Consider the following 20961-nt stretch of genomic DNA (forward strand, 5'->3'; position numbering starts at 1 on the left):
AGGGCCACCGGCCTTTTGCTTTGCCTTTAGCCCGGGCTAGGACCAACCCCGATAAAAGGCCAAGCGCCGGGCATGGGGGCGATAAAGCTCCTTGAGGCGCTCCTGTTCCGCCAGGGGCAGGGGGCCCATCTCTCCGGCCAGGGCCAGATTGCGCACTTGGTCCGGGCTAGCGCAGCCCACGATCACCGTGGTTACCTCTTGGGCCAGGGCGAACCGGATCAGGGTAAGGGCGTCCACGCCCGCCTGGGGGGCCAGGTAATGCCCCCCTCCCAAGACCTTCATGGCGATAACGGCCAGGCCCTTTTCCCGGGCGGCGGGCATGGTCTCATCCCAGAAGCCCTCCAAACAGGCCTCCACCGGGTTGACCGGCAAAAGCACGGCGTCCACCGGCCAGGAAAGCACCACCCTGGTAAGCAGGTGAGGGTCGTGGTGGCCGGTTACTCCGATGTGGCGCGCCAGGCCTTGCTCCCTGGCCCGCACGAAGGCCTCCAGGGCTCCCCCCGAGCCGGCGATTTCCTCGAACTCGCTCTCTTCGCGCAAGTCGTGGATCTGCCACAGGTCCAGGTGATCCACCCCCATGGTGGCCAGGGTTTGCTGCAGCTCGGCCCAGGCCCCCTCACCGGTGCGTTGGGCCGACTTGCTGGTCTGGAATATCCCGTCGCGTTCCCGGGGCCTGTCCCGCCACACCTGGCCGTAATAGCCCTGGCTGCCGGCGTAGGCCACGGCGGAATCGTAGTAGCCTATGCCCTGGCTCAGGGCTTCTTCGATCACCGCCCTGGCCTCGGTTTCGCGGCCCATGGTGCGCAGCACCCCTTCACCACCCAAGCCAACCGGGGTCACCCGGACGTCGCTGGAGCCGAAAACCACTTTACGCAAACCCATGGCCGCCCCTTCCCGGCGCACCGCGCCGCTGCGCGAATTTCCTTTAGTTCAACATACCCTGAATGACCATGGAATTGCGAGGGCTTGCGCGCAGCGCCGTTGGGGATTAACTTTACCCCACTACACTGCCGCCGGCGGCATGGTTCAACCTCTTGGAAACAGGCATCCTCGTGGATTTTCGCGCACTGATTTGCGATCTTGACGGCACCCTTTTGGACAGCATCGCCGACCTAGGCGAAAGCATGAACATCGTGCTGGCCGCCGACGGCCTGCCCCGTCACCCCATCGCCGCCTATCGCCAGTTGGTGGGCGACGGGGTGGAAAAGCTGGCCGAGCGGGCCCTGCCGCCCCGTTTGCGCACGCCCGAAACGGTGCGGGAGATGGCCCGGCGCATGCGCGAGGTCTATTCCGGCCGCTGGGGTGTGCACACCCGGCCTTACGACGGCATCGAGCAGATGCTGCAAGGAGCCCATGAGGCCGGCCTGACCCTAGCGGTGCTCTCCAACAAGGTGGATCGCTTCACCAAGGAAATGGTGGCTCATTTCTTTCCCCGGGTTGCCTTTGCCCAGGTGGCGGGAGCCAAGGACGGCGTGCCCAACAAGCCCAACCCGCAATCTGCCCTGCAACTGGCCAAGGAGCTGGGCGTAGATCCCGCCCAATGCGTTTTCCTGGGAGACACCAAGGTGGACATGGACACCGCGACGGCGGCGGGCATGTTCCCGGTGGGGGTGTTGTGGGGTTTCCGCGACCAAGAGGAGTTGCTGGCCCACGGGGCCAAGCGCCTGCTGGCCCATCCCTCGGAACTGGCCGAACTGCTTTCCTAGTACAACCGGTTGCGGAACAACCAGCCGGCGATGATCATGGTGACCGTTCCGATCACGGCCATGGGCCAGTACAACGGCCACAACAGGGAGATGTCCGCCCCCTCCAGGAACACCGAGCGCACGATCACCAGGAAATAGCGCAGGGGATTGATCAAGGTGAACTTCTGCACCACCTCCGGCATGTTGGCGATGGGCGTGGCGAAACCCGAAAGGATAACCGCGGGCACCAGGAACAGGAAAGCGCCGAGCAGGGCCTGCTGCTGGGTTACTGCTATGGATGAAATCATCAGGCCCAGGCCCACCGCCGAAATGATGAACAGGGCCATGCCCAGATAAAGGGCTCCCAGGCCGCCCAACAGGGGCACCCCGAACAAATTAACGCTTAAGAACACGATCACGCTGCCCTCGGCAAGGCCGATGAAGATGCCGGGCAGGGCCTTGCCCAGAAGTATCTCCGCCGGGTGCAAAGGCGTGACCAGCAACTGGTCAAAGGTGCCCGCTTCACGCTCCCGGGCCACCGACAGGGAGGTGACCACCAGCGACACCACCAGGGTTAGAAGCCCCACGATGCCGGGCACGATGAACCAGCGGCTTTCCAGGTTGGGGTTGAACCAGGTGCGCACCTTTAGCTCGGCGGGCGGGGAGGGCCAACCGTGGTCCTGGGCCCACTGGGCGCTGAAGCTGTTGACGATGGTGTTTACGTAACTAAGTAGCACCATGGCGGTGTTGGAGTTGCGCCCGTCGATGATCACCTGCACCTGGCCGGAGCGGCCCTGCAGCATGTTGCGGGTGAAATCCTGGGGAATGTGTAGCACCATCATCACTTTTTGATCATTGATGTCCGGAGCCACCTGGCCCAGGTGGTCCAGGGTGGCGGCCAGCTTGAAGGCGGAGGAGCCCTGAAAATATCCCAGGAGCTCGCGGGAGGCCTGTCCCTGGTCCTGGTTGTAGACCGCGTAGTTCACCTGGTTAAGGTCAAAGGTGGCCGCGTAGCTGAAGATAAGCAGCTGGACCAAGGGGGGGACGACCAGGGTGAGGCGGCTGCGCTTGTCCTTGAGCAGGGCCAGGAACTCCTTGACCACCAGGGCCCATATTCGCCTGAGCACCTCCATACTCACTCCAACCGCTTGCGGCTGCGCAGGCGTACCAGACCCATGAACATGGCGGCCATGATTACCAGGGCCACGGAGTTGACCAGGATAACCGGCCACACGTCGCCCGCCAGAAACACGCTTTGCAGCACCGACACGAAATAGCGGGCCGCGATAACGTGGGTGATGGCTTGCACCCATCCGGGCATGCTGCCGATATCAAAAATGAAGCCGGAGAGGATGAAGGCGGGCAGGAAGGTGGTCAAGATGGCCAACTGGCCCGCCACGAACTGGTTGTGGGATACGGTGGAGATGAGCAGGCCCATGCCCAGGGCGGCCAGCAGGAAAAGGGCCGACACTCCCATGAGCACCGCCAGGCTGCCCCTGAGCGGCACCTCGAAGAGCCACACCGCCATGGCCACCGAGAGAATCTGCCCTCCCATGCCCAACACGAAGTAGGGTACCAGCTTGCCCAGGAGGATCTCCCGCAGGCGCACCGGGGTGACCAGCAGGGCCTCCATGGTGCCGCGCTCCCATTCCCGGGCCACCACCATGGAGGTGAGTAGGGCCCCGATGAGGGTCATGATCACCGCGATGAGCCCGGGCACCAGGAAATTGGTGGAGCGCACCTCCGGGTTGAACCAGATGCGCTGCTGAACGTCCACCGGCAGGCTCAGGGCCTGGCCCTGCTCCTGGGCGTAGCGCACCAGCCACTTGGCCCACACTCCTTGCACGTAACCGGCCACGATGCGCGCGGTGTTGCCGTCCACTCCGTTGAGGAACAGCCCGATGGGCGCCGGGCCTCCGCTGAAAAGCTCCCGGGTGAAATTGCTCCGAAGCCAGAGAATGCCCATCACCTCCCGGTGGCGCAGGGCCTCCTGGGCCGTGTGGATGTCGCTGAAGTGCCTGGGCTCAAACCACGCGGAGTCTTGGAAATCACCGGTAAGGCTGGCCGTGGCCGGGCTGGGCTGTTCCACCACCAGGGCCAGGGGCACGTTTTTGGCGTCCAGGGATACGCCGTAGCCGAAGATGAAAAGCAGCACCGCCGGCAACACGAAAGCGATGGCGATGCTGGAGGGATCGCGGATGATCTGATAGGTCTCTTTGCGGATCAGCCCCCTGAGGCGCCGCCAGCCTGGCAGGCCCCAGCTCATGCCGCCTGCTCCTTGGCCAGAACCTCCTGGTTGTGCTCGATGAGGGCGATGAAGGCCTCTTCCAGAGTGGGCGAAGGATCTTCCGGGGTTTGGCGGGCCTTTTTGATCTGCTCGGGGGTTCCCTCGGCCAGCACCTTGCCCCTATCCATGATCACCACCCGGTCGCAATACTCCGCCTCTTCCATGAAGTGGGTGGTCACCAACACGGTCACTTTTTGCTCGGCCAGCGTGTTGATGCGCCGCCAAAACTCGCGCCGGGCCAAGGGGTCCACGCCGGAGGTGGGCTCGTCCAGAAAGAGGATCTCCGGCTCGTGCATAAGGGCCGCGGCCAAAGCCAACCGTTGCTTATAGCCCAGGGGAAGTTGGCCGCTATTGGCGTTGGCCAAATCGGCCAGCTCAAACTCTTCCAGGGCCCAGCGCACCCTTTCGCGGCGCTTTTTGATATTCAGGCCATACACCCGGGCGAAAAAGCGCAGGTTGTCGGCCACCGAAAGGCTGGCATAGAGGCTGAAGCGCTGGGCCATATAACCGATTCGCTGCCGGGCCTGGGCCGCGGCCTTGCGCAGATTGTGTCCGGCCACCAGCAGGCGCCCCTCGCTGGGCGGCAGCAAACCGCAGAGCATGCGGAAGGTGGTGGACTTGCCCGCGCCGTTGGCCCCCAACAGGCCCAGCACCTCCCCGTGCTCCACCACGAAGCTGATGCCGTCCACGGCCATGAAGTCTCCGAAGCGCCGTTTGAGGTTTTCCACCTCGATCACCGGGCCGTCGCAGGCCTCGCTGCAGGGCTGCTGTACGCTCTGGGAGGGCATGGCCGCCTCCTGGCCCTGCTCGCGCAGCATGGCCACGAAGCTGTCTTCAAAACGCGGCGGAACCTCCTGGACCTGCAACTCGCCCGGTGCACCGCCCAACTGTTCGGGGGTGGGCTCTTGGGCCTGCTTGGTCACCACCCGCACGCCTTCGCCCAGGATAAGGGCGTCCAGCACGGGTTCGGCCTGGTTGAGCTTGCGTTGGAGTTGGCGTTTGCTGATGTCCGGCGCGGTGACCATGAAGCTGCGCCCGGCCATGGTCTGGGTGAATTTTTGGGGCGGTCCTTGATCCAGGAGCTTGCCCAGGTGCATGAGGATCACGTCCTGGCAGCGCTCGGCCTCGTCCAGGTAGGCGGTGGACAGCAGCACGGTCATGCCCTGGTTTTGCACCAGGTCGTAGACGATCTCCCATAGCTCCCGGCGCGACAAGGGGTCCACGCCCACCGTGGGCTCGTCCAGGAGCAGCAGATCCTTGGGTTGCACCAGCGAGCAGGCCAGACCCAGCTTTTGTTTCATGCCCCCCGACAGGGCCCCGGCCAGGCGCCCGGTGAAAGGGGCCAGGCCGGTGAGCTTCATGAGCTGGGCGTAGCGATCGCCTCGCTCCTGCATGGGCAAGTTTTGCAGGTCCGCATACAGGTCCAGGTTTTCCTGCACCGTGAGGTCTTCGTACAAGCCGAAGCGCTGGGGCATGTAGCCCAGGGAAGACTGCACTGCCAGGGGAGCGCGGCGTACGTCCAGGCCTAGGGCCGTGATTTGCCCCTCATCGGGCAGAAGCAGCCCGGCCACCAGGCGCATGAGGGTGGTCTTGCCCGCCGCGTCCGGTCCGACCAGGCCGGTGACGATGCCCCGTTGCACCGAAGCGGAGACGTTGTCCAGGGCCATGACGTCCCGGCCGCCGCTATGGAAGCCCTTGCTGACTCCCTGCAGCACCAGGGCCGGGTCTTGCTTGTCGCTCGCCGGGTTCATGCCGAATCAGGAGCCGGAGCAGGGGTCGCTCTGCCCCCGGTGGGCGTCGGCTTTTTGCTTCAAAGGAATGTTCACGGTCACCGGCATGCCCAGGCGAAGCTCATTGCGGGGGTTGCACACGTAAACCCTCACCCGGTAGACCAGCTTGGTTCTCAGGTCGGTGGTCTCCACCGTCTTGGGGGTGAACTCTGCGGTGGGAGAGATGTAGCCGACCCAGCCTTTGTAGGTCTTGCCGGGAAAGCTGTCGGTGCTTACATCGGCGCTCATGCCCGGAGCCACCTTGCCCAACTCGGTCTCGGGCAGGTAGGCCCGCACCCAGACGGGATTGTTCAGGGCCACGGTAAAGGCGGGCACCGAGGGCGAGGCCATGTCGCCGGGCTGCAGGATGCGCTGCTGGATCACCCCGTTTTCCGGGGCGTAGAGCTTGGTGTCTACCAACTCGCGCTGGGCCAGGGCTTGGGCCGCCTTGAGAGCCTCCAACTGGGCCCGCGCCGCGGCGATGTCTTCCTGGCGTGGTCCTTCCAGGGCCAGGTCCAGAGACTGCTGGGCCTGGTTTACCGCTTGCTGGGCGTTTTCATACTGGGCCTGGATGGTGTCCATGGTCTGCGAGGAAATGGCCTTGCGCTGATAGAGACCCTGGTTGCGCCGGTGCAAGTTGGCCTGGTCGCGCAGGGTGGCCTGGGCCGCGGCCAGGCGGGCCCTGGCCTCGGCGATCTCCTGGTGCCTGGTGCCGGCCAACATGCGGGCCAAGACCTGATCCTGGGCGGCTACCTCGGCCTTGGCCCGGGCCAGGTTGGCCTCGTAGCGCACCGGGTCCAACTCGGCCACCAGTTGTCCCTTTTTGACGGTATCGCCTTCTTCCACCAGAATGTGCAAGATGCGTCCGTTGGCGTGGAACGCCAGGTGAACCTGGCGGATGTCCACGTTGCCATAAAGGGCCAATCGGTCGCTGGGTTTGCGTTCCTGCTCATAATAGAAGTGGTAGTAAGCGCCCGCTGCCGCCCCCGCCACCAGAACCAGCACAATGAGAACTTTGATCAACTTGGGCATGGAACCTCCTAAAGACCTGCGAGGTAATCCCTTTATATATACTCCAGGCCATGCCCAAATTAAATCCAGGCCTTCTTTTTATGGCGCAAAAGCTTCCTTACACGCTTACCTCTCGGTTTCATCGAAACCGCTTAGGACGGACCGCATATCCCTGTGGGTCAGCCAAAGGTTGAGGCGTTCGTATAAATTGCCCTTGCGATAACGCTCCATGATGTCCTCCGGTCCCGTTCCCCCGAAGGTGTCGACCAACCTAAGCCGCGCGGACGTATCGGGCTCATGGGACGGGAGCTCCTGATTCTTTTGATAGGCTGCTTGTCTCATAACGTGTATATACACCTTTCTCCTGAAAAAAATTATTTCAAGCCGGCCACCAGGGACCGGAGTTCCTTGGCCAGAGAGGACCAGCTATCCTGACCTATGTTGCCCACCACTTCTTTTTGGGCCCGGGCCCAGTAGGGCAGGGCCTTCTTGAAAGTACGCATGCCTTCTTCGGTGATACGCACGTTTACCTCGCGCCGGTCTTGGCCCTGGGTCAGCTCGATCAGCCCCCGTTTTTCCAGCACCCGCAGGTTGCGGCTCAAGGTGGTGCGATCCATGCCCAACCAATCGGCCAGTTCGGATATCTTGCTGTCCGGGGCCATGGCAAAGGAAGCCAGCAGGCTGAATTGGGTGACCTTCAAGCCGATGGGCTTCAGGGCCTGGTCATAGGCTTGGGAAACCAAACGAGCGGCGCGGCGCAGGTTGTAGGCCACGCAGTTGCGTGCCAGGTTAACTCCGTTTTCCAGATCAAATGCCGTGGGTAGGCCCGGAATGGAATCCTTGCTCTTTATGTCGGATGACTTTGCCATATTTGATGTATATACACGTAACTCGTAATTTGGCAAGAAAAATTTTCAGCGCAGGGCAAGGCTGGAAGCGCCTGATGTTTTATATTAGAATCATCGGCCAGCGGCTGTAGCGTAAATTTGACCTTAACCAATGGCTATGAGGTGAAAGACGTGCCCAGCAACGGCAACATCAGCGATCCCCAAACCCTGGCGCAACTGTTTCCGGCCCACAAGGCGAACGATTTCTTTGAGGCGCTCTACGGCGACGCCGCCGAGGGAGCCTATGATTTCGAGCTGGTATTCCGGGACGAGGAGCCGGGACGGGTGGAGTTGGAATTGCTGCTGCACCAGCGGCCCGGAAAGTGTCTGGCCTGCAACCTCACCTACGGCCTGCCCCAGGTGCTGGGTCGCCATCCGGTGCTCAACCTGAAAGAGGTGGTCGCTCGCGTCTGTGAAATGAACGGGGCCGATCCGGCCAAGGCCACCTGGAGTCTGGGCCACACCAGGGTCATCAGCGACGAAATTCATGCCATCCCCCTGACCATTGAAATGGGATAGTGAGCGGCCCACCTCAAAATTGACCGAGCCCAATAAAAAGGGACGCCCGCATTTGGGCGTCCCTTTTGCTTGGCTAGTCGCCGCTCGCTACAGAGGCTCCACCTTGACGGCGCAGGCCTTGTACTCGGCGGTCTGGGAGACGGGGTCGTACACCGGGTTGGTCAGCCAGTTGGCGCAGCCCTCGCGGAAGTGGAAGGCCATCCACACCATGCCCGGCGGCACCTGGGGAGTCACCTTGGCTCTCACCTCCACCCTCCCGCGCCGCGAGGAAACCGCCACCTTTTGGCCCTGGGCGATGCCCAGGCGCTCGGCGTCGTCCAGCGAGATGTCGGCCGTCTCCTCGCCCAGCAGGTCGTTGAGCCCGCCGGAGCGCCCGGTCTGGGTGCGGGTGTGATAGTGGTACAAACGCCGCCCGGTGCTGAGCACCAGGGGGAACTCCGCGTCCGGCTGCTCGGCCGGGGGAGTCCACTCCACGGGCTTCAGATTGCCCAGGCCGCAAGTAAAACAGCCGTCCTTGTGCAGGAAGGGCGTGCCCAGGTGGTTGAGGTCCGGCACCGGCCACTGCAGGCCATCGTTTTCGATGCGGCTGAACTTGATGCCCGCCATCTGGGGAGTCAGCACGGAAACTTCGTTGTCCCAGATCTCCTGGCCGCTGTCGGAGGCCCACTCCTGGCCCATGCGCTTGGCGATTTGTTTGAAGATCCACCAATTGGGCTTGGCTTGGCCGGGCGGGTCCACCGCCTTGCGCACCCGGCTGACCCGGCGCTCGCTGTTGGTGAAGGTGCCGTCGTCCTCGCTCCAGGCCGCCGCGGGGAAGATCACGTCCGCGAAGCGGGTGGTCTCGGTGGGGAAGATGTCGTTGCACACCACGAACTCGGCCGATTCCAGGCAGTGCTCCACGTGAGCAATATCCGGCTCGGTGTTGGCCACGTTCTCGCCGAAGATGTACATGCCCTTGACCGTGCCGTCGATGAGGCCGTCGAACATGGCGGGCATCATCAGGCCCACCTTGTCGTCGACCTCCACTCCCCAGGCCTGGGCGAACTTGGCCTGGGCCGCCTCGTCGTTCACCTTCTGGTAGCCGGGGTAGACGTTGGGCAGGGCCCCCATGTCGCAGGCCCCCTGCACGTTGTTCTGGCCCCTGAGCGGGTTGACCCCGCCGCACTCGAAGCCCACGTTGCCCAGCAGCATCTGTAGGTTGGCGCAGGAGAGCACGTTGTTCACACCGCAGGTGTGCTCGGTGATGCCCAGGGTGTACATGAGCATGGCCGGCTTGTTGGCGGCCAAGAGCCGGGCCACCTCCACGATCTGCTCGGCCGGCACCCCGCTGATCTCGGCCGCCCGCTCGGGCGGGTAGTTCATCACCGTGGCCTTGAGCTCCTCGAAGCCCACGGTGCACGACTGCACGTATTCCTTGTCATAAAGGTCTTCGGTGATCAAGACGTGCATCAGGCCGTTCAACAGCGCGATGTCGCTGCCCACCTTGAGCCGCATGTGGGTAAGGGCGAAGTCGGCCAAGCCGGTGCGCCGGGGGTCCACCAAGACCAGCTTGGCCCCGTTATTCACCGCGTTTTTCACGAACGTGGCGGCCACGGGATGGGCCTCGGTCATGTTGGAGCCGATGATGAAGAACATCTTGGCCTTGTCGAAATCGGCAAAGCTGTTGGTCATGGCCCCGGAGCCGAAGGAAGTCGCCAGACCGGCGACAGTGGGAGCGTGTCAGGTTCGTGCGCAGTGATCGATGTTATTCGTACCGATCACCGCGCGGAAGAGCTTCTGCATGTTGAAGGAGTCTTCGTTGATGCTGCGGGCGCAGCTGACGCCCGCCAGGGCGTCGGGGCCGTGCTTCTGCTTGATCTCCGAGAAACGCTCGGCCACCAGGTCCAGGGCCTCGTCCCAGGAGGCCTCTCGGAATTCGCCATCTTCCTTGATCAGAGGGGTGGTCAGCCGCTCGGGACTGTGGATGAAGTCGTAGCCAAAGCGGCCCTTGACGCACAAGCGGCCCTGGTTGGGCTGGGCCCTTTCCACGCCGGTGACCTTGATGACTTTGCCGTCCTTGACGTGCAGCCAAAGCTGGCAGCCCACTCCGCAATAGGGGCAGGTGGTGCGCACCTTGCGGGCCTCGTGACCGTTTATCCGGCCATAGGCCTTGCGCTCGAACAGGGCCCCCACGGGGCAGGCCTGCACGCATTCGCCGCAATGGGTGCAGTGGTCATAGTCCGCCAGGGGCAGCCACCCACCCGCCTTGCCGGGCGCTAGGTGCTCTATCTCGGGCAAGGCTCGGTTAACCTGGACCTGGTTGCAGGCCTGCACGCAGCGGCCGCATTGGATGCAGCGGCTGAAGTCGCGGATGATCACGGGGTGGCTGTCATCCAGGGGGCGCTCCACCGAGAGATCGGGCATCTCCCGCAAACTGACGCCGTATTCCACCACCAGGTCCTGCAGACGACAATCGCCGTGGGCCGGACATACCTGATCGTGCCAGGGCTTGAGCATGACCTCGAACTGGCGCTCGCTCCATTTGTCCGGCGGCAGGTCCATGACAAAGCAGTTGTGATCTCCCGAGGCCACCAACTTGGCCAAGGTCTCACGCCGCGCGGAGCGGACCCGCTCGCTGTCGGTCTTTATGTCCATTTCCGCCTGGGCCGGGGTGGAACAGGCGAGCGTCAGTTGTTCGCTACCTGCCACCTCCACCACGCAGATGCCGCAGGCTCCGGTGGGGCTGCACCCCTTCAGATAACACAGGGTGGGAATGCGTACGCCTTGGGCTTGCGCCGCTTCCAGGATGGTTTGCCCTGGAGTGAACTCCACGGTCTTGCCGTTGAGTATTAAGGTGGAATCGACCATTTATGGCTCCCCGACTATTGCTTACCTAGGGATCGGTCCAAAGTACTCGGGGCAGCGAGTACAAATGCGACCGTATATGTCAGAAATGACATTATGTCATAAATGGCATACTATCTCTGGGCAGAAGTGTCAATCCATGTTTTCATCTGGAAAAGCAAAATATTAGCCGCAAGCGACAGGGGAGCCCACCCGGCTAAGGAACCAGGCGATTTCTATCGGATAGTCATACCCCAGGCGCTGAGAGGTGACGGCAGGCAAGGCGGATCACCACAAAAATAAGCTACACCTAAAAAACTATTGACAGCCTAATATGGAGGTGTTAACTAATTACGCCATAGTCACGGCTGTTCAGGGGACAAACTGACCATCGCCCAAAAGGGCAATTTTTTTGGCCGATAAGTTAGGATAACCTAATTAATTAGAGGTGGCCTAAAGTGAAAGACGCGGCATCACCGTTCAAAGGCAGCATGAGTTCACCCTGCAACGCCATTCATCGTCAAAAACCATGCGGAAAAAAGGTCTGCGCATCCTGCCCGTTACAGGGCCGCAAGGTGATGATTATCGGCGGGCTGGATCGTCTGGAACCCAGTTATCGCGAAACGGTGAGCCGTTTAGGCGGCAAATGCGAGTTTCACACCGGCAAGCTGCGTAGCGGTCACCGCCGCCTCAGACAAAGGGTCGCCAAGGCCGACTTGGTGGTTTTCATCACCTCAATCAACTCCCATGCCGCCCTCAACGCCGTCAAAACGGAATGTAAACGTTGCGGCAAACCGTTCTGCGCCCTGCGCCAGACCGGCTGCTGTTCTCTGGAAAAGACCCTTAGAAGCCTGCCCGAAGAGCCCTTCATCAACTTGCAAACCAAATGAATAACCACAACCGAGCCAAGCGGGAGAGACGAGCAGTGGAAAATTTTGAAACCCTACGCATGCTGCCCAAAGGTGGGCGCGCGGTGGTCAAGAGGATATCCGTGGGCGGCGAGATGGGCCGGCGCATCCGGGACATGGGCATTGTGCCGGGAACCGAGTTCATGGTCATGGGCCGGGCGCCGCTCAAGGACCCGGTGGAGATCAAGCTAAAGGGCTACAACCTGACCCTGCGCAACAACGAAGCGGACCACATTTTGGTCCAGGCGGTGGAAGGCTAGGCATGGCTTCGGAAAAGATAACCGTCGCCCTGGCCGGCAACCCCAACGCGGGCAAGACCTCCCTGTTCAACGCGCTCACCGGTGCCCGGCAACACGTGGGCAACTATCCCGGAGTGACGGTGGAGAAAAAATGGGGTCACGTTTCCCTGGGGGGCCAAGAGGTGGAAATAGTCGACCTGCCCGGCGTCTACAGCCTCACCGCCTACTCCCTGGAGGAGCTGGTGGCCAGGGATTACCTGGTCCAGGAAAAGCCCGACGTGGTGGTGGACGTGGTGGACGCGGCCAACCTGGAGCGCAACCTCTACCTGGCGGTGCAGTTGCTGGAGTTGGGCGTGCCGCTGGTGATTGCCTTGAACATGGTGGATGTGGCTGATGGCCGGGGCCTGAAAATCGACCCCGACAAGCTTGGCCGCCTTTTGGGCGTGCCGGTGGTGCCCACCGTGGCCCGCCGGGGCAAGGGTGTAGAGCGCCTCTTGGACGAGGCGGTGGAAAAAGCCCGCCGCCAAAAAACCTGGCGTCCCCTGGAGCTTTCCTATGGGTCGGACGTGGACCAGGCCCTGGGGGAGCTTACCGCCAAGTTGGGCGGCGTCGGCCCGGCCTTGTCCCCCCTAAGCCCCCGCTGGGTCTCGATCAAGCTTCTGGAAAACGACGCTGAGGTCCAGAAACAAATCTCCCGGGAACTCCAGCTGGACGGGCAGCTGGACCCTATGCGCCATAAGCTTGCCGAGCATCTGCGGCTCACCATGGACGACGACCCGGAAGGGGTGATCGCCGACTACCGCTACGGCTTCATCGGCGGCATCTACCGCCAGGCGGTGCAGGAGACCAGGGCCCATCGCCTGGAGCTTAGCGACCGAATCGACAAGGTGCTCACCAACCGGCTGGTGGGGCCCCTGATCCTGCTGGCCATACTTTACGGCATCTACCAGTTCGTCTTCTGGGCCAGCGAGGCGCCCGTGGGCTGGTTGGAAGGCCTGTTCGGCTGGCTGGGCGGTATGGCCGAGGCGTCTCTACCCGATGGCTTCGTCAAATCCTTGATCATCAGCGGGATCATCGATGGCGTGGGCGGCGTGCTGGGTTTCGTGCCCCTGATCATGTTCATGTTCTTCGTCATCGCCGTTTTGGAGGACACCGGCTACCTGGCTCGGGTGGCCTATCTGCTGGACCGGGTGCTGCGGCTCTTCGGCCTGCACGGCAACAGCGTCATGGCCATGATCGTCAGCGGCGGCATCAGCGGCGGGTGCGCGGTGCCCGGGGTGATGGCCGCCCGCACCCTTAAGGATCCCAAGGCCCGTTTGGCCACCATTCTCACCGTGCCCATGATGAACTGCGGCGCCAAGCTGCCGGTGTACGCCCTGCTGATCGGGGCCTTTTTCGCCGCCCAGCAGGCCCAGATGCTCTTCGCCCTCACGCTGGTTTCATGGGGCCTGGCTCTCGTCGCCGCCCGCGTTCTGCGCTGGACGGTGCTCAAGGGCGACACCGCGCCCTTTGTCATGGAACTGCCGCCTTACCGCCTGCCCACCCTGCGCGGCCTGCTCATTCACACCTGGGAGCGCACCTGGCAGTACATCAAAAAGGCGGGCACCGTGATCCTGGGCATCAGCATCCTGATGTGGGCCCTGATGAGCTTCCCCGCGCTGCCCGAGGAGCGGGCCGCGGCCTGGGAGGCCAAGGCCGAGGCGGCCGTGACCGAAGAAGCCCGCCAGGAGATCGAGTACCAGCAGGGGCAGGATGAATTGGCCTATTCCGTGGCCGGCCGCCTGGGGCGAGCCCTGAACTATGTCACCGCCCCCCTGGGTTTCGACTGGCGCACCAACGTGGCCCTGGTGGGAGGCTTCGCGGCCAAGGAGGTGGTGGTCTCCACCCTGGGCACCGCCTACAGCCTGGGCGAGTTGGACCCCGAAGACACCGGCGGTCTAAGTGAGCGGCTGGCCAAGGAACCGGGATGGAATCCCCTCAAGGCCTTTGCCCTCATGCTCTTCGTCATGATCTACGCGCCCTGCTTTGTCACCGTGGCGGTAATCCGCAACGAAACCGGCGGTTGGAAGTGGGCCCTGTTCGCCATGGCCTACAGCACCGGCGCGGCTTATGTGATCGCTCTGCTGGTCTACCAGGGCGGCAAGCTCTTGGGATTGGGGTAGCGCTATGTTCGATTTGCTGCTGGTGATCCTGGCCGTGTCGGGAGCCGCATTTTTCCTGGTGCGTCGCTGGCGGCGCACGGTGCGTAACCAAGGGGCGGGGTGCGGTTGCGGGGCGTTCTGCAGTGGCGCACGGCACGCTTCCCAGGATTTTCCACTTTATGGTTGCCCTGGTTGCGGCTCCCAGAAAAAGGATTGCTAGCCATGCTCTCGGCTCTAGGGCCTTAGGGAGGCCAACTGCGAAGCGCCCGGCTGCCTCTCGCCACGGGCAATCTGACAACCAGCTTAACAATCGAGGAATTTTTAGCCGAACCCAGCTTTCGGACAGGAGAAGCTTGTGCCTGAAAAACCCAAAACCCAGCCTTTGAAGCCTGTTGAGCGCCCCCAAGAGAACGGTGCGTGCACCTGCGGGGGCAATTGCACCTGCTGCGATTGCCGGCGCGAATCCAAGGATTAAACGAAACAAGCCTGCCCTTTGAGCGAATTGAAAGGAGACCGGGAAAGGTGAAGGGTTTATCAACCAAGATTTTGCTTCTGGCCATGGGCCTGTTATTGGCGGCGCCCTTTGCGGCCCACGCCGCCGACCCGACCCAAGAGGCCATTTTGCAGCAACTCAAAGCCCTGCAGCAGCGGGTTAACGAGCTGGAGGGCAAGCTGGCCGCGGCCCATAAAACCGCCCAGGACGCCCAAAAGGCGGCGGCCGAGGCCTACACCACCTCGGGACGCTCCATGAAGATGTCCCAGGAAGTGGCCAAGGCCAAGGACGAGCAGCCCAGCGGCCTGTTGAGCGAAGCGGGCAAGCGGCTCAAGATCTACGGCGCCGTGGAGCTGGAAGGCTCGTATATGAAAACCAAGCCCAGCCAGGGCCCGAGCTTCAGCGACAGCGATTTTAGCCTGGCCACCGCAGAGATCTTCTTCGAAGCCGCCATCAACAAGTACACCAGGGGCCTATTGCACCTGCTCTATGAGCAGGGTGGCACCGACCCCATCAACGTGGACGAGGCCTTCATTCTCATCGGCCAGACCGACGACGTGCCCTTCTATTTCCTCGGCGGCCTCATGTATCCGGCCATCGGCCTGTTCGAGACGTATATGGTCTCCGACCCCATTACCCAAAACGTGTTCGAGACCCAGGCCGCGGCGGCCGAGGTCGGCTGGGCCCAGAATTGGTTCAACGTGGGCCTCGGGGTGTACAACTCCGCGGTGCACACCACCGGCGACGAGCCTGACAGCAACCTGAACACCTTTTACGTTAGGGCCCAGTTCGACGCGCCCGAGGGAGCCCTGGGCGAACAAGTCGACTTGAACTTCGGGATGGCCTACACCAACAACATCGCCGGCGGCAACCTTGGCGACGAGGTGGTGGATGAGCGGGTGCAAGACCTGGTGGGCGGCCTGTCCTTCATGCTCAACGCCCAGTACAAGTGGCTGGTGTTCAACGCGGAGTACATCACCGCCCTGTCCGAGTTCGAGGCCGGGGAGCTTGCCTTTACCGACAGCGCGGCCCAGCCCTACGCCTACAACCTGGAGCTGGCCTTTTTACCCATCGAGGATTGGACCTTCGCGGTGCGTTACGCGGGCAGCGGAGATTTGGGCGACTGGGAGCCTGAGCAGCAATACGGCTTGGGAGTGTCTTGGGACTTGTTGCCGGACACCACTCTGAGCCTGGAGTACCTGCGGGGTGATTTTGTCAACGACGACCAACAGGACTTGGTTACCACCAAATTGGCGATCGCCTTCTAGGTGGAGAGCGATGCCCGGAGCCCGCTCAATGGCTCCGGGCATTGCATACTCTTTAGATTTGTGGGAGATTGCATGCGAAGCGAGGCCAAAAAAAACGCCACTGCCCAAAGGACTGATCAATGCAACACAAGGCTCTCACGATTTGGGGTTTGGCCGCCTGCCTGGCGATTGTGGGCGGCTGCTCCCAGGGTGCCGCGCAAAAGCTAGTCAGCACCGAGGTGCCCGCCCCGGCCCGGCTGGCCGAGGCCGGCGAGGTGCAAGGCTGCCGCTTTGTGGGTGATGTGACCGGCTACGCCAAATCCACCCGGTCCGGCACCGCCTCCCTGGCCCGCCTGAGCGCCCGCGACGACCTGCGCCAGCGGGCCGGGGCCATGGGGGCCACGGACGTGGTGGTGCAAAGCTATAAAGGCAACCGCAGGGCCGTCGCCACGGGTAAGGCCTACCAGTGTCCCTAGTGAGCGGCCCGCTGAGAATCAGCCCAGCAGGTTTTGCTCCGCGCTTCCTTTGAGCCCGGCCACCAGCCGGTGGGCCAGGACCATGCCCAGAATGGCCATGCACTCCATGTCCAGGTAGCGCGAGGCATCCTGCTGGAACAACACCGAGCACTGGGCCGGGAAAGGCTCTTCCTCGTCGTTGTAAAGCAGTAACAGGGGCACCCGGGGCAGGGCAGGCAGGCGCAGCACCAAGTCGTAGGACACCCCGGCATCAAAATCCCGACCGCCCCAACTGGCGCATTGTGTGGCCAGCTTGTCGCCATGGCCCGCGAACTCCCGGGAAATCAGACGCTCCACCGTATTGGCATATCCCTCCACAAAAGGCGCGGCGTCGGGGAACTGCTTGTAGGCCACCCACTCTTGGCCCGCGCCGGGGCCTCCGGCGTTTTGCAGTAGATACTTGGCCAGCACCACGCTGGCGGCGTGGGAGGGCTTGTCGCCCTGGGGATCGGCGAAGCCCTCGGACAGGCTCACCCGGTGGGGCTGGCCGAAAAAGGGAATTACCGCAGTCTCGCCATCCAGTTCCACCCCCAGGACGGCGAAGTCGATGCCCTCCCAGGCCTCGCCCAATTGGGCCAGGTAATCAACCAATATCTCGCCGAAAACGGCCCGGGGTTGCGGTTGCTCGTTGCTCATGGCGCTTCTACCCATACCTGCTACTGTTCTTCGACCAGCTCGAGGGCCAGCGACCGGGCGCTGCCCGCGCGCACGCACATGGCCACGGCCGCCACCGCGCCCATCTTTTCCTCGCTAATACCCTGGTCTTTGGCTTGTTTGATAAAGCGCTCGGCGCAGTGGCGGCAGCGGATGGCCAGGGAGGCGCACAGGAAGGCCAAGGTGGTGGTCTCCTCGTCCAACACGCCGTTGTCCTTGACCGTGGCCAAGAATTTCTCGAAAGCCTCGTTTTGTTCGGGGGAGATCATCGCATCACTCCACTGGGGTTTTGATCAACACCCTAAGTCAAGCACGAACCGCCCGGACGCGAATCACCCGACCGGGCCATGCGCGGCCCTAGGAGTCAATTTTGCTCCCCCGCCGACTGGGACATGGCCGGGGAACGCTGATGGGCCGCGCTGAAAGGTTTGCCCTCCAGAAAACGGCCGACGAGCAGCAGGCCCATGAAGCGCTCGGGATCATCGGCCAACTGGCCGGGCATGCTGTCCAGGGTGCCCCGCAGCACCCGCTGCCGCTCCAAATCGCCGGCCCAGAAAACCACCGCGCAAGGCAGGTCTCCGGGCAGGTGGCCCCGCAATATCTCGAACAGGCGGGGGGCGTCGGTCAGGGCCATGTAGAAAATGGCGCTGTGCTCCTGCTTGCCCAGCAGGGTCAACAACTCCTGGGCCTCGGGGCTGGGCTCGTCCAGGGACATGTCGGGCTTGAGCCCTTGGCCGGTGAGCACGAAAGGCGCGGCTTGCAGCAAAAAGCGGGCATCGTGGGCTGGCAGGATGCTGGCCTGCAATGCGGCCATGGCTGCGGCGTCGGCCCCCATGCCCGGTATCACGATCACTTCCTGGGGCTTGAGCAACTCGGCATAGCTTTGCCCCGGCCCGAAAAGGCAGGGATTGCCGAACTCCAGCAAGCCCACGTCCATGCCCCGCTCCAGCAAGTCCCGTATCTGTCCCAAGCGTTTTTCTACCAGCCGATCCCGTTCCTGGCGAAACAGCGCCGCCTCCTCGGGGCTCAGGCTATTCACCTGGCGGCCTTGGTAATCCCAAAATCCCGCCCAGGGGTCGAACGCTATGGGGATGTCGCCGATGAACTCCGCGAACATCCGAGCCTGGCGAGCCGGGGCCAGGATCGCGTCCATGCGCTGGATGGTCTCCAGGGCCTGGAGGGTGGCGGTCTGGGGCCCGCCGGGGCCGCAGCCGATCAAATAGAAAAAGCCGTGGTTGAAGTTGGGCGAGCCAGCCGGCGCGTCTGCCTCGCCTTTGGGCCTCCGCCGGTTTCCAAGGAGAGTTGACAAGATGAATCTCCTCGCCCCGCCCGGTTGGGCGGGGCCTTGCAACTTTGGAGGCAGGCGATAGGGAGAGGGGTATCGTCGGGCCGTCTATCCCTGCTTGGCGAAGCAGGGGATGCACAGCGTGTGCCCTTCCAGGCGGCGCGTGCGCGACTCCATCACCGATTCGCCGCACTGTTCGCACACCAGGCTGGTGAGGATGCGGGCCGAACGGGGCATGGGCTCGTCGGGCTCCTTTATCTCGAAGACCTCGGTGATCTCCGAGTTCATGATGTCATCGGTGCGCTCCTGGCGCATCTGCATCAGGCGTTCTTTCTGTTCCGGTTCAATATCACCCTTGAGCCATTTGCGGTTGAGCTCGGTGAATTCGGAATTCGGGCTGCCCAAGCGGCCTGCGTCCATCACCAGGCGCACCCCTTTGCCGTCGCTGCGGCGGTAGAAGGTAAAGGCCAGCTTGCCGTGGTCCCGGTAGAGCAGGTTGCCCTTGCCGAAAGTGCAGTTGGTCAGCGACTGGATGCCGTCCACCGCGCACATGTCGGTCTCCACAATGGCCACGATCTCCTCGTCATCGGACTTGCCCATGTGGTTGAGCACGTACTCGCCGGCCCTCAGGCCGATGGCCAGACCGGGGCACCAGTGGCCGTGGAAGTCCACCGCTTTTTCAATTTGCTCAGGGGTCAGTTGGCATCCAGCCATGGTCACAGCCTCCTGTGAAAATCCCGTAGGGAAAAGTTGTTCCGTAAAATCGTTCAGGCCAAGGACAGACGCGCCTTGAGCAGATAGCCCAAACCATCGTCCACCAGGACTTCCGTATCCAGCCCCGCCTTTTCTATCATACGCCGCATTTCCCGGGGAGGGGGCAGCATGTCCTTTTCCACCACCGTGCCCGCCTTGCGGTGGGTGTCGTTGATCACCGCGCTGGGCATGAAATGCACCACCGTGAGCACCCCTCCCGGCTTTAAAAGCCTTACCAAGTGGGCCAGGGCCGCAGGCTGATCATCGAAATGGGGGAAGACCTGGTGGCACACCACCCGGTCGAAGCTGTTGGCCGGGGCCTGGAATTCCTCCAGCGCCATGCGCTCCACCCGCACCCAGGACAGGCCGGCCACTCGCCGGTGGCAGGCTGCCACCATGGCCGCGCTTATATCCATGGCCACCAGGTGCCCGGCGGGGCCCACCACCTGGGCCAGCACCTGGCTGAGCCGCCCCGTGCCGCAGCCCGGCTCCAGCACCCTCTGCCCAGGCCCCAGCTCGCTTTGTTTGAGCAGGCGCTCCAGCTTGGGACGCTCCACTTCGCCGTATTCATCGGCCGCCCAATCGGCTCCCGCCTGGGCGTCGAAAAATTTGGCCTTGTCTCGGTTCATTTGGCCGCTTTCTTCAAAAAAGACGGCGTGCTGCCCAATGGACCGTAGCGCTTGGCCATGGTGGCGTAAACCGGCTTGCCTACCAGGAACACGTAAATCTCGTCGGCCTTGGCCGCAGGATTTACGTCTTGGAAGGCCTCGGGCTCGAGAATCTTGCCGATGGCGTAGGAGTCGGCCAAGGCAGTGCCCAGGTTGGTGGTGTACCAGTTGAAGGGATGCAGCAGGTACACCTTGCCCTCCTGAAAGGCGCGCAGGTTCTTGTAAAACTCGGGCTTCTTGTCGTAATCCGCCGCCACCAGGGCCAGCCCTCCGCCGTCCACGAAGACATACTCCGGGTTCAGGCCCAGAAGCTGTTCCTTGTCCAGCATGAGGTGGCCGGTCTTGCCTTGGGTGGCGGCCAGGTTCTTGGCTCCCACCCAGCGCAAGGGAAGATAGTTGGGGTCGGTGCTTTCCAGGCCGTGGGTCCCCTTGAAGCCGATGCCGCCCACATAGGCGCCGGCATGCCGTTTGGCTTCTTGGCCCCGCCGTCCCAGGTCTGCTTGCCAGCCTTCCAGGCGCTTGACCACCTCTTGGGCCCGCTGGTCCTTGCCCAAGATGCGCCCAGCCAGGAGGATGGAGTCTAGAACCACCTTGTCAAAGGAGGCGAAGGGGCCATAGGAGAGCACCACCACCGGGATGTTGAGCAGCGATTGCAACTGGTCGGCCTTGGCCTTTTGCAGGTAGGTGGCGAACACCACCTGGGGCCGCACCTTGAGCACCCCTTCCAAGTCGGGCAGGTTGTTGATGGCCGGGACGCCGCCGGGGGTGATGGCCGGCAGCTTGCCCAGTGCGGGCGTGGCGTAGTAGTAGGGCCGCCCTCCGGGGAAGCGCTTTTCAAAGGCCTCGATGCCCACCACCTTGTCCTGGGCTTTCAGATATACGATCAGACGCAGGCAGCCCGGCCCCAGGCACACGATGCGCGAGGGATTCAGCGGCACGCTTACTTTGCGGCCGGTCATATCGGTTATCTGGAGGGTGTCCGCCGCCCTTGCCAGAGAGGGAAGGGTGAGGAGCATGAGACCCGCTAGAATGCAGATAAACAGACGTTTGCTGGTTGCCGGATACATCTTGTCTTCT

General features: G+C 62.8%; 20 protein-coding genes. 7 read left to right on the forward strand and 13 right to left on the reverse strand.

Annotated features, from left to right (window positions below; genetic code table 11):
• Positions 1 to 36: 36 nt before the first annotated feature.
• Complete coding sequence (locus tag AACH32_RS08125; protein WP_338606286.1) at positions 37 to 882, reverse strand: aldo/keto reductase; 846 nt, start codon at positions 880 to 882, stop codon at positions 37 to 39.
• A 170-nt stretch (positions 883 to 1052) separates the two neighbouring features.
• Here AACH32_RS08125 and AACH32_RS08130 point away from each other — a divergent pair, with 170 nt between their 5' ends.
• Positions 1053 to 1706, forward strand: coding sequence for an HAD family hydrolase (locus tag AACH32_RS08130; protein WP_338606287.1), 654 nt, complete (start codon positions 1053 to 1055; stop codon positions 1704 to 1706).
• Here AACH32_RS08130 and AACH32_RS08135 read toward each other — a convergent pair.
• From AACH32_RS08135 to AACH32_RS08155, 5 genes are all read right to left on the reverse strand, one after another.
• Complete coding sequence (locus tag AACH32_RS08135; RefSeq protein WP_350341569.1) at positions 1703 to 2812, reverse strand: ABC transporter permease; 1110 nt, start codon at positions 2810 to 2812, stop codon at positions 1703 to 1705. The two genes, AACH32_RS08130 and AACH32_RS08135, sit on opposite strands and share 4 nt — an antisense overlap.
• An 8-nt stretch (positions 2813 to 2820) precedes the next feature.
• A complete protein-coding gene (locus AACH32_RS08140; protein WP_338606289.1) occupies positions 2821 to 3951 on the reverse strand; it encodes an ABC transporter permease in 1131 nt (376 codons plus the stop codon).
• Positions 3948 to 5723 (reverse strand): ATP-binding cassette domain-containing protein, encoded by a 1776-nt coding sequence (locus AACH32_RS08145; RefSeq protein ID WP_338606290.1) that lies wholly within the window; start codon positions 5721 to 5723, stop codon positions 3948 to 3950. The genes AACH32_RS08140 and AACH32_RS08145 overlap by 4 nt, the downstream gene beginning before the upstream one ends.
• 6 nt (positions 5724 to 5729) lie before the next feature.
• The gene (locus AACH32_RS08150; RefSeq protein WP_338606291.1) at positions 5730 to 6773 is read right to left on the reverse strand and encodes an efflux RND transporter periplasmic adaptor subunit; all 1044 of its coding nucleotides are present in this window, start codon (positions 6771 to 6773) and stop codon (positions 5730 to 5732) included.
• 353 nt (positions 6774 to 7126) lie between these two features.
• Positions 7127 to 7621, reverse strand: coding sequence for a MarR family winged helix-turn-helix transcriptional regulator (locus AACH32_RS08155; protein WP_338606292.1), 495 nt, complete (start codon positions 7619 to 7621; stop codon positions 7127 to 7129).
• A gap of 150 nt (positions 7622 to 7771) precedes the next feature.
• Between AACH32_RS08155 and AACH32_RS08160 the strand changes: the two genes are divergently transcribed.
• Entirely contained in the window at positions 7772 to 8158 is a 387-nt protein-coding gene (locus tag AACH32_RS08160) for a pancreas/duodenum homeobox protein 1 (RefSeq protein WP_338606294.1), read from the forward strand.
• Positions 8159 to 8245: 87 nt separating this feature from the next.
• Here AACH32_RS08160 and fdhF read toward each other — a convergent pair whose 3' ends face one another.
• Positions 8246 to 11005 (reverse strand): formate dehydrogenase subunit alpha, encoded by a 2760-nt coding sequence (gene fdhF / locus AACH32_RS08165; protein WP_338606295.1) that lies wholly within the window; start codon positions 11003 to 11005, stop codon positions 8246 to 8248.
• Positions 11006 to 11439: 434 nt separating this feature from the next.
• On the opposite strand from fdhF, the gene AACH32_RS08170 reads away from it, so the two are divergent.
• From AACH32_RS08170 to AACH32_RS08190, 5 genes are all read left to right on the forward strand, one after another.
• Positions 11440 to 11871: a DUF2325 domain-containing protein gene (locus tag AACH32_RS08170; RefSeq protein WP_338606296.1), complete on the forward strand. Its 432-nt coding sequence runs from the start codon at positions 11440 to 11442 to the stop codon at positions 11869 to 11871.
• 35 nt (positions 11872 to 11906) lie between these two features.
• Positions 11907 to 12149, forward strand: coding sequence for a FeoA family protein (locus AACH32_RS08175; protein ID WP_338606297.1), 243 nt, complete (start codon positions 11907 to 11909; stop codon positions 12147 to 12149).
• A 2-nt stretch (positions 12150 to 12151) separates the two neighbouring features.
• Positions 12152 to 14290, forward strand: coding sequence for a ferrous iron transport protein B (feoB, locus tag AACH32_RS08180; protein WP_338606298.1), 2139 nt, complete (start codon positions 12152 to 12154; stop codon positions 14288 to 14290).
• Positions 14291 to 14791: 501 nt separating this feature from the next.
• The gene (locus AACH32_RS08185; protein ID WP_338606299.1) at positions 14792 to 16030 is read left to right on the forward strand and encodes an LbtU family siderophore porin; all 1239 of its coding nucleotides are present in this window, start codon (positions 14792 to 14794) and stop codon (positions 16028 to 16030) included.
• 119 nt (positions 16031 to 16149) lie between these two features.
• Positions 16150 to 16485, forward strand: coding sequence for a DUF4156 domain-containing protein (locus tag AACH32_RS08190; RefSeq protein WP_338606300.1), 336 nt, complete (start codon positions 16150 to 16152; stop codon positions 16483 to 16485).
• A gap of 18 nt (positions 16486 to 16503) precedes the next feature.
• Here the strand turns inward: AACH32_RS08190 and AACH32_RS08195 are convergent, their stop codons facing one another.
• The 6 genes from AACH32_RS08195 to AACH32_RS08220 form a co-directional block, all read right to left on the reverse strand.
• Complete coding sequence (locus tag AACH32_RS08195; RefSeq protein ID WP_338606301.1) at positions 16504 to 17160, reverse strand: DUF3786 domain-containing protein; 657 nt, start codon at positions 17158 to 17160, stop codon at positions 16504 to 16506.
• A 20-nt stretch (positions 17161 to 17180) separates the two neighbouring features.
• Complete coding sequence (locus AACH32_RS08200) at positions 17181 to 17447, reverse strand: carboxymuconolactone decarboxylase family protein (RefSeq protein ID WP_338606302.1); 267 nt, start codon at positions 17445 to 17447, stop codon at positions 17181 to 17183.
• Positions 17448 to 17542: 95 nt separating this feature from the next.
• Positions 17543 to 18487, reverse strand: coding sequence for an SAM-dependent methyltransferase (locus AACH32_RS08205; protein WP_338606303.1), 945 nt, complete (start codon positions 18485 to 18487; stop codon positions 17543 to 17545).
• A gap of 84 nt (positions 18488 to 18571) precedes the next feature.
• Positions 18572 to 19177 carry an FmdE family protein gene (locus AACH32_RS08210; protein WP_338606304.1) on the reverse strand — a complete coding sequence of 202 codons (606 nt, stop codon included), beginning with the start codon at positions 19175 to 19177 and terminating at the stop codon, positions 18572 to 18574.
• A 53-nt stretch (positions 19178 to 19230) separates the two neighbouring features.
• Positions 19231 to 19845 (reverse strand): class I SAM-dependent methyltransferase, encoded by a 615-nt coding sequence (locus AACH32_RS08215; RefSeq protein WP_338606305.1) that lies wholly within the window; start codon positions 19843 to 19845, stop codon positions 19231 to 19233.
• Positions 19842 to 20951, reverse strand: coding sequence for an iron ABC transporter substrate-binding protein (locus AACH32_RS08220; protein WP_338606306.1), 1110 nt, complete (start codon positions 20949 to 20951; stop codon positions 19842 to 19844). Before AACH32_RS08220 ends, AACH32_RS08215 begins: the two co-directional genes overlap by 4 nt.
• Positions 20952 to 20961 lie beyond the last annotated feature (10 nt).

The sequence above is a fragment of the Desulfoferula mesophila genome (assembly GCF_037076455.1).
Lineage (GTDB): Bacteria > Desulfobacterota > Desulfarculia > Desulfarculales > Desulfarculaceae > Desulfoferula > Desulfoferula mesophila.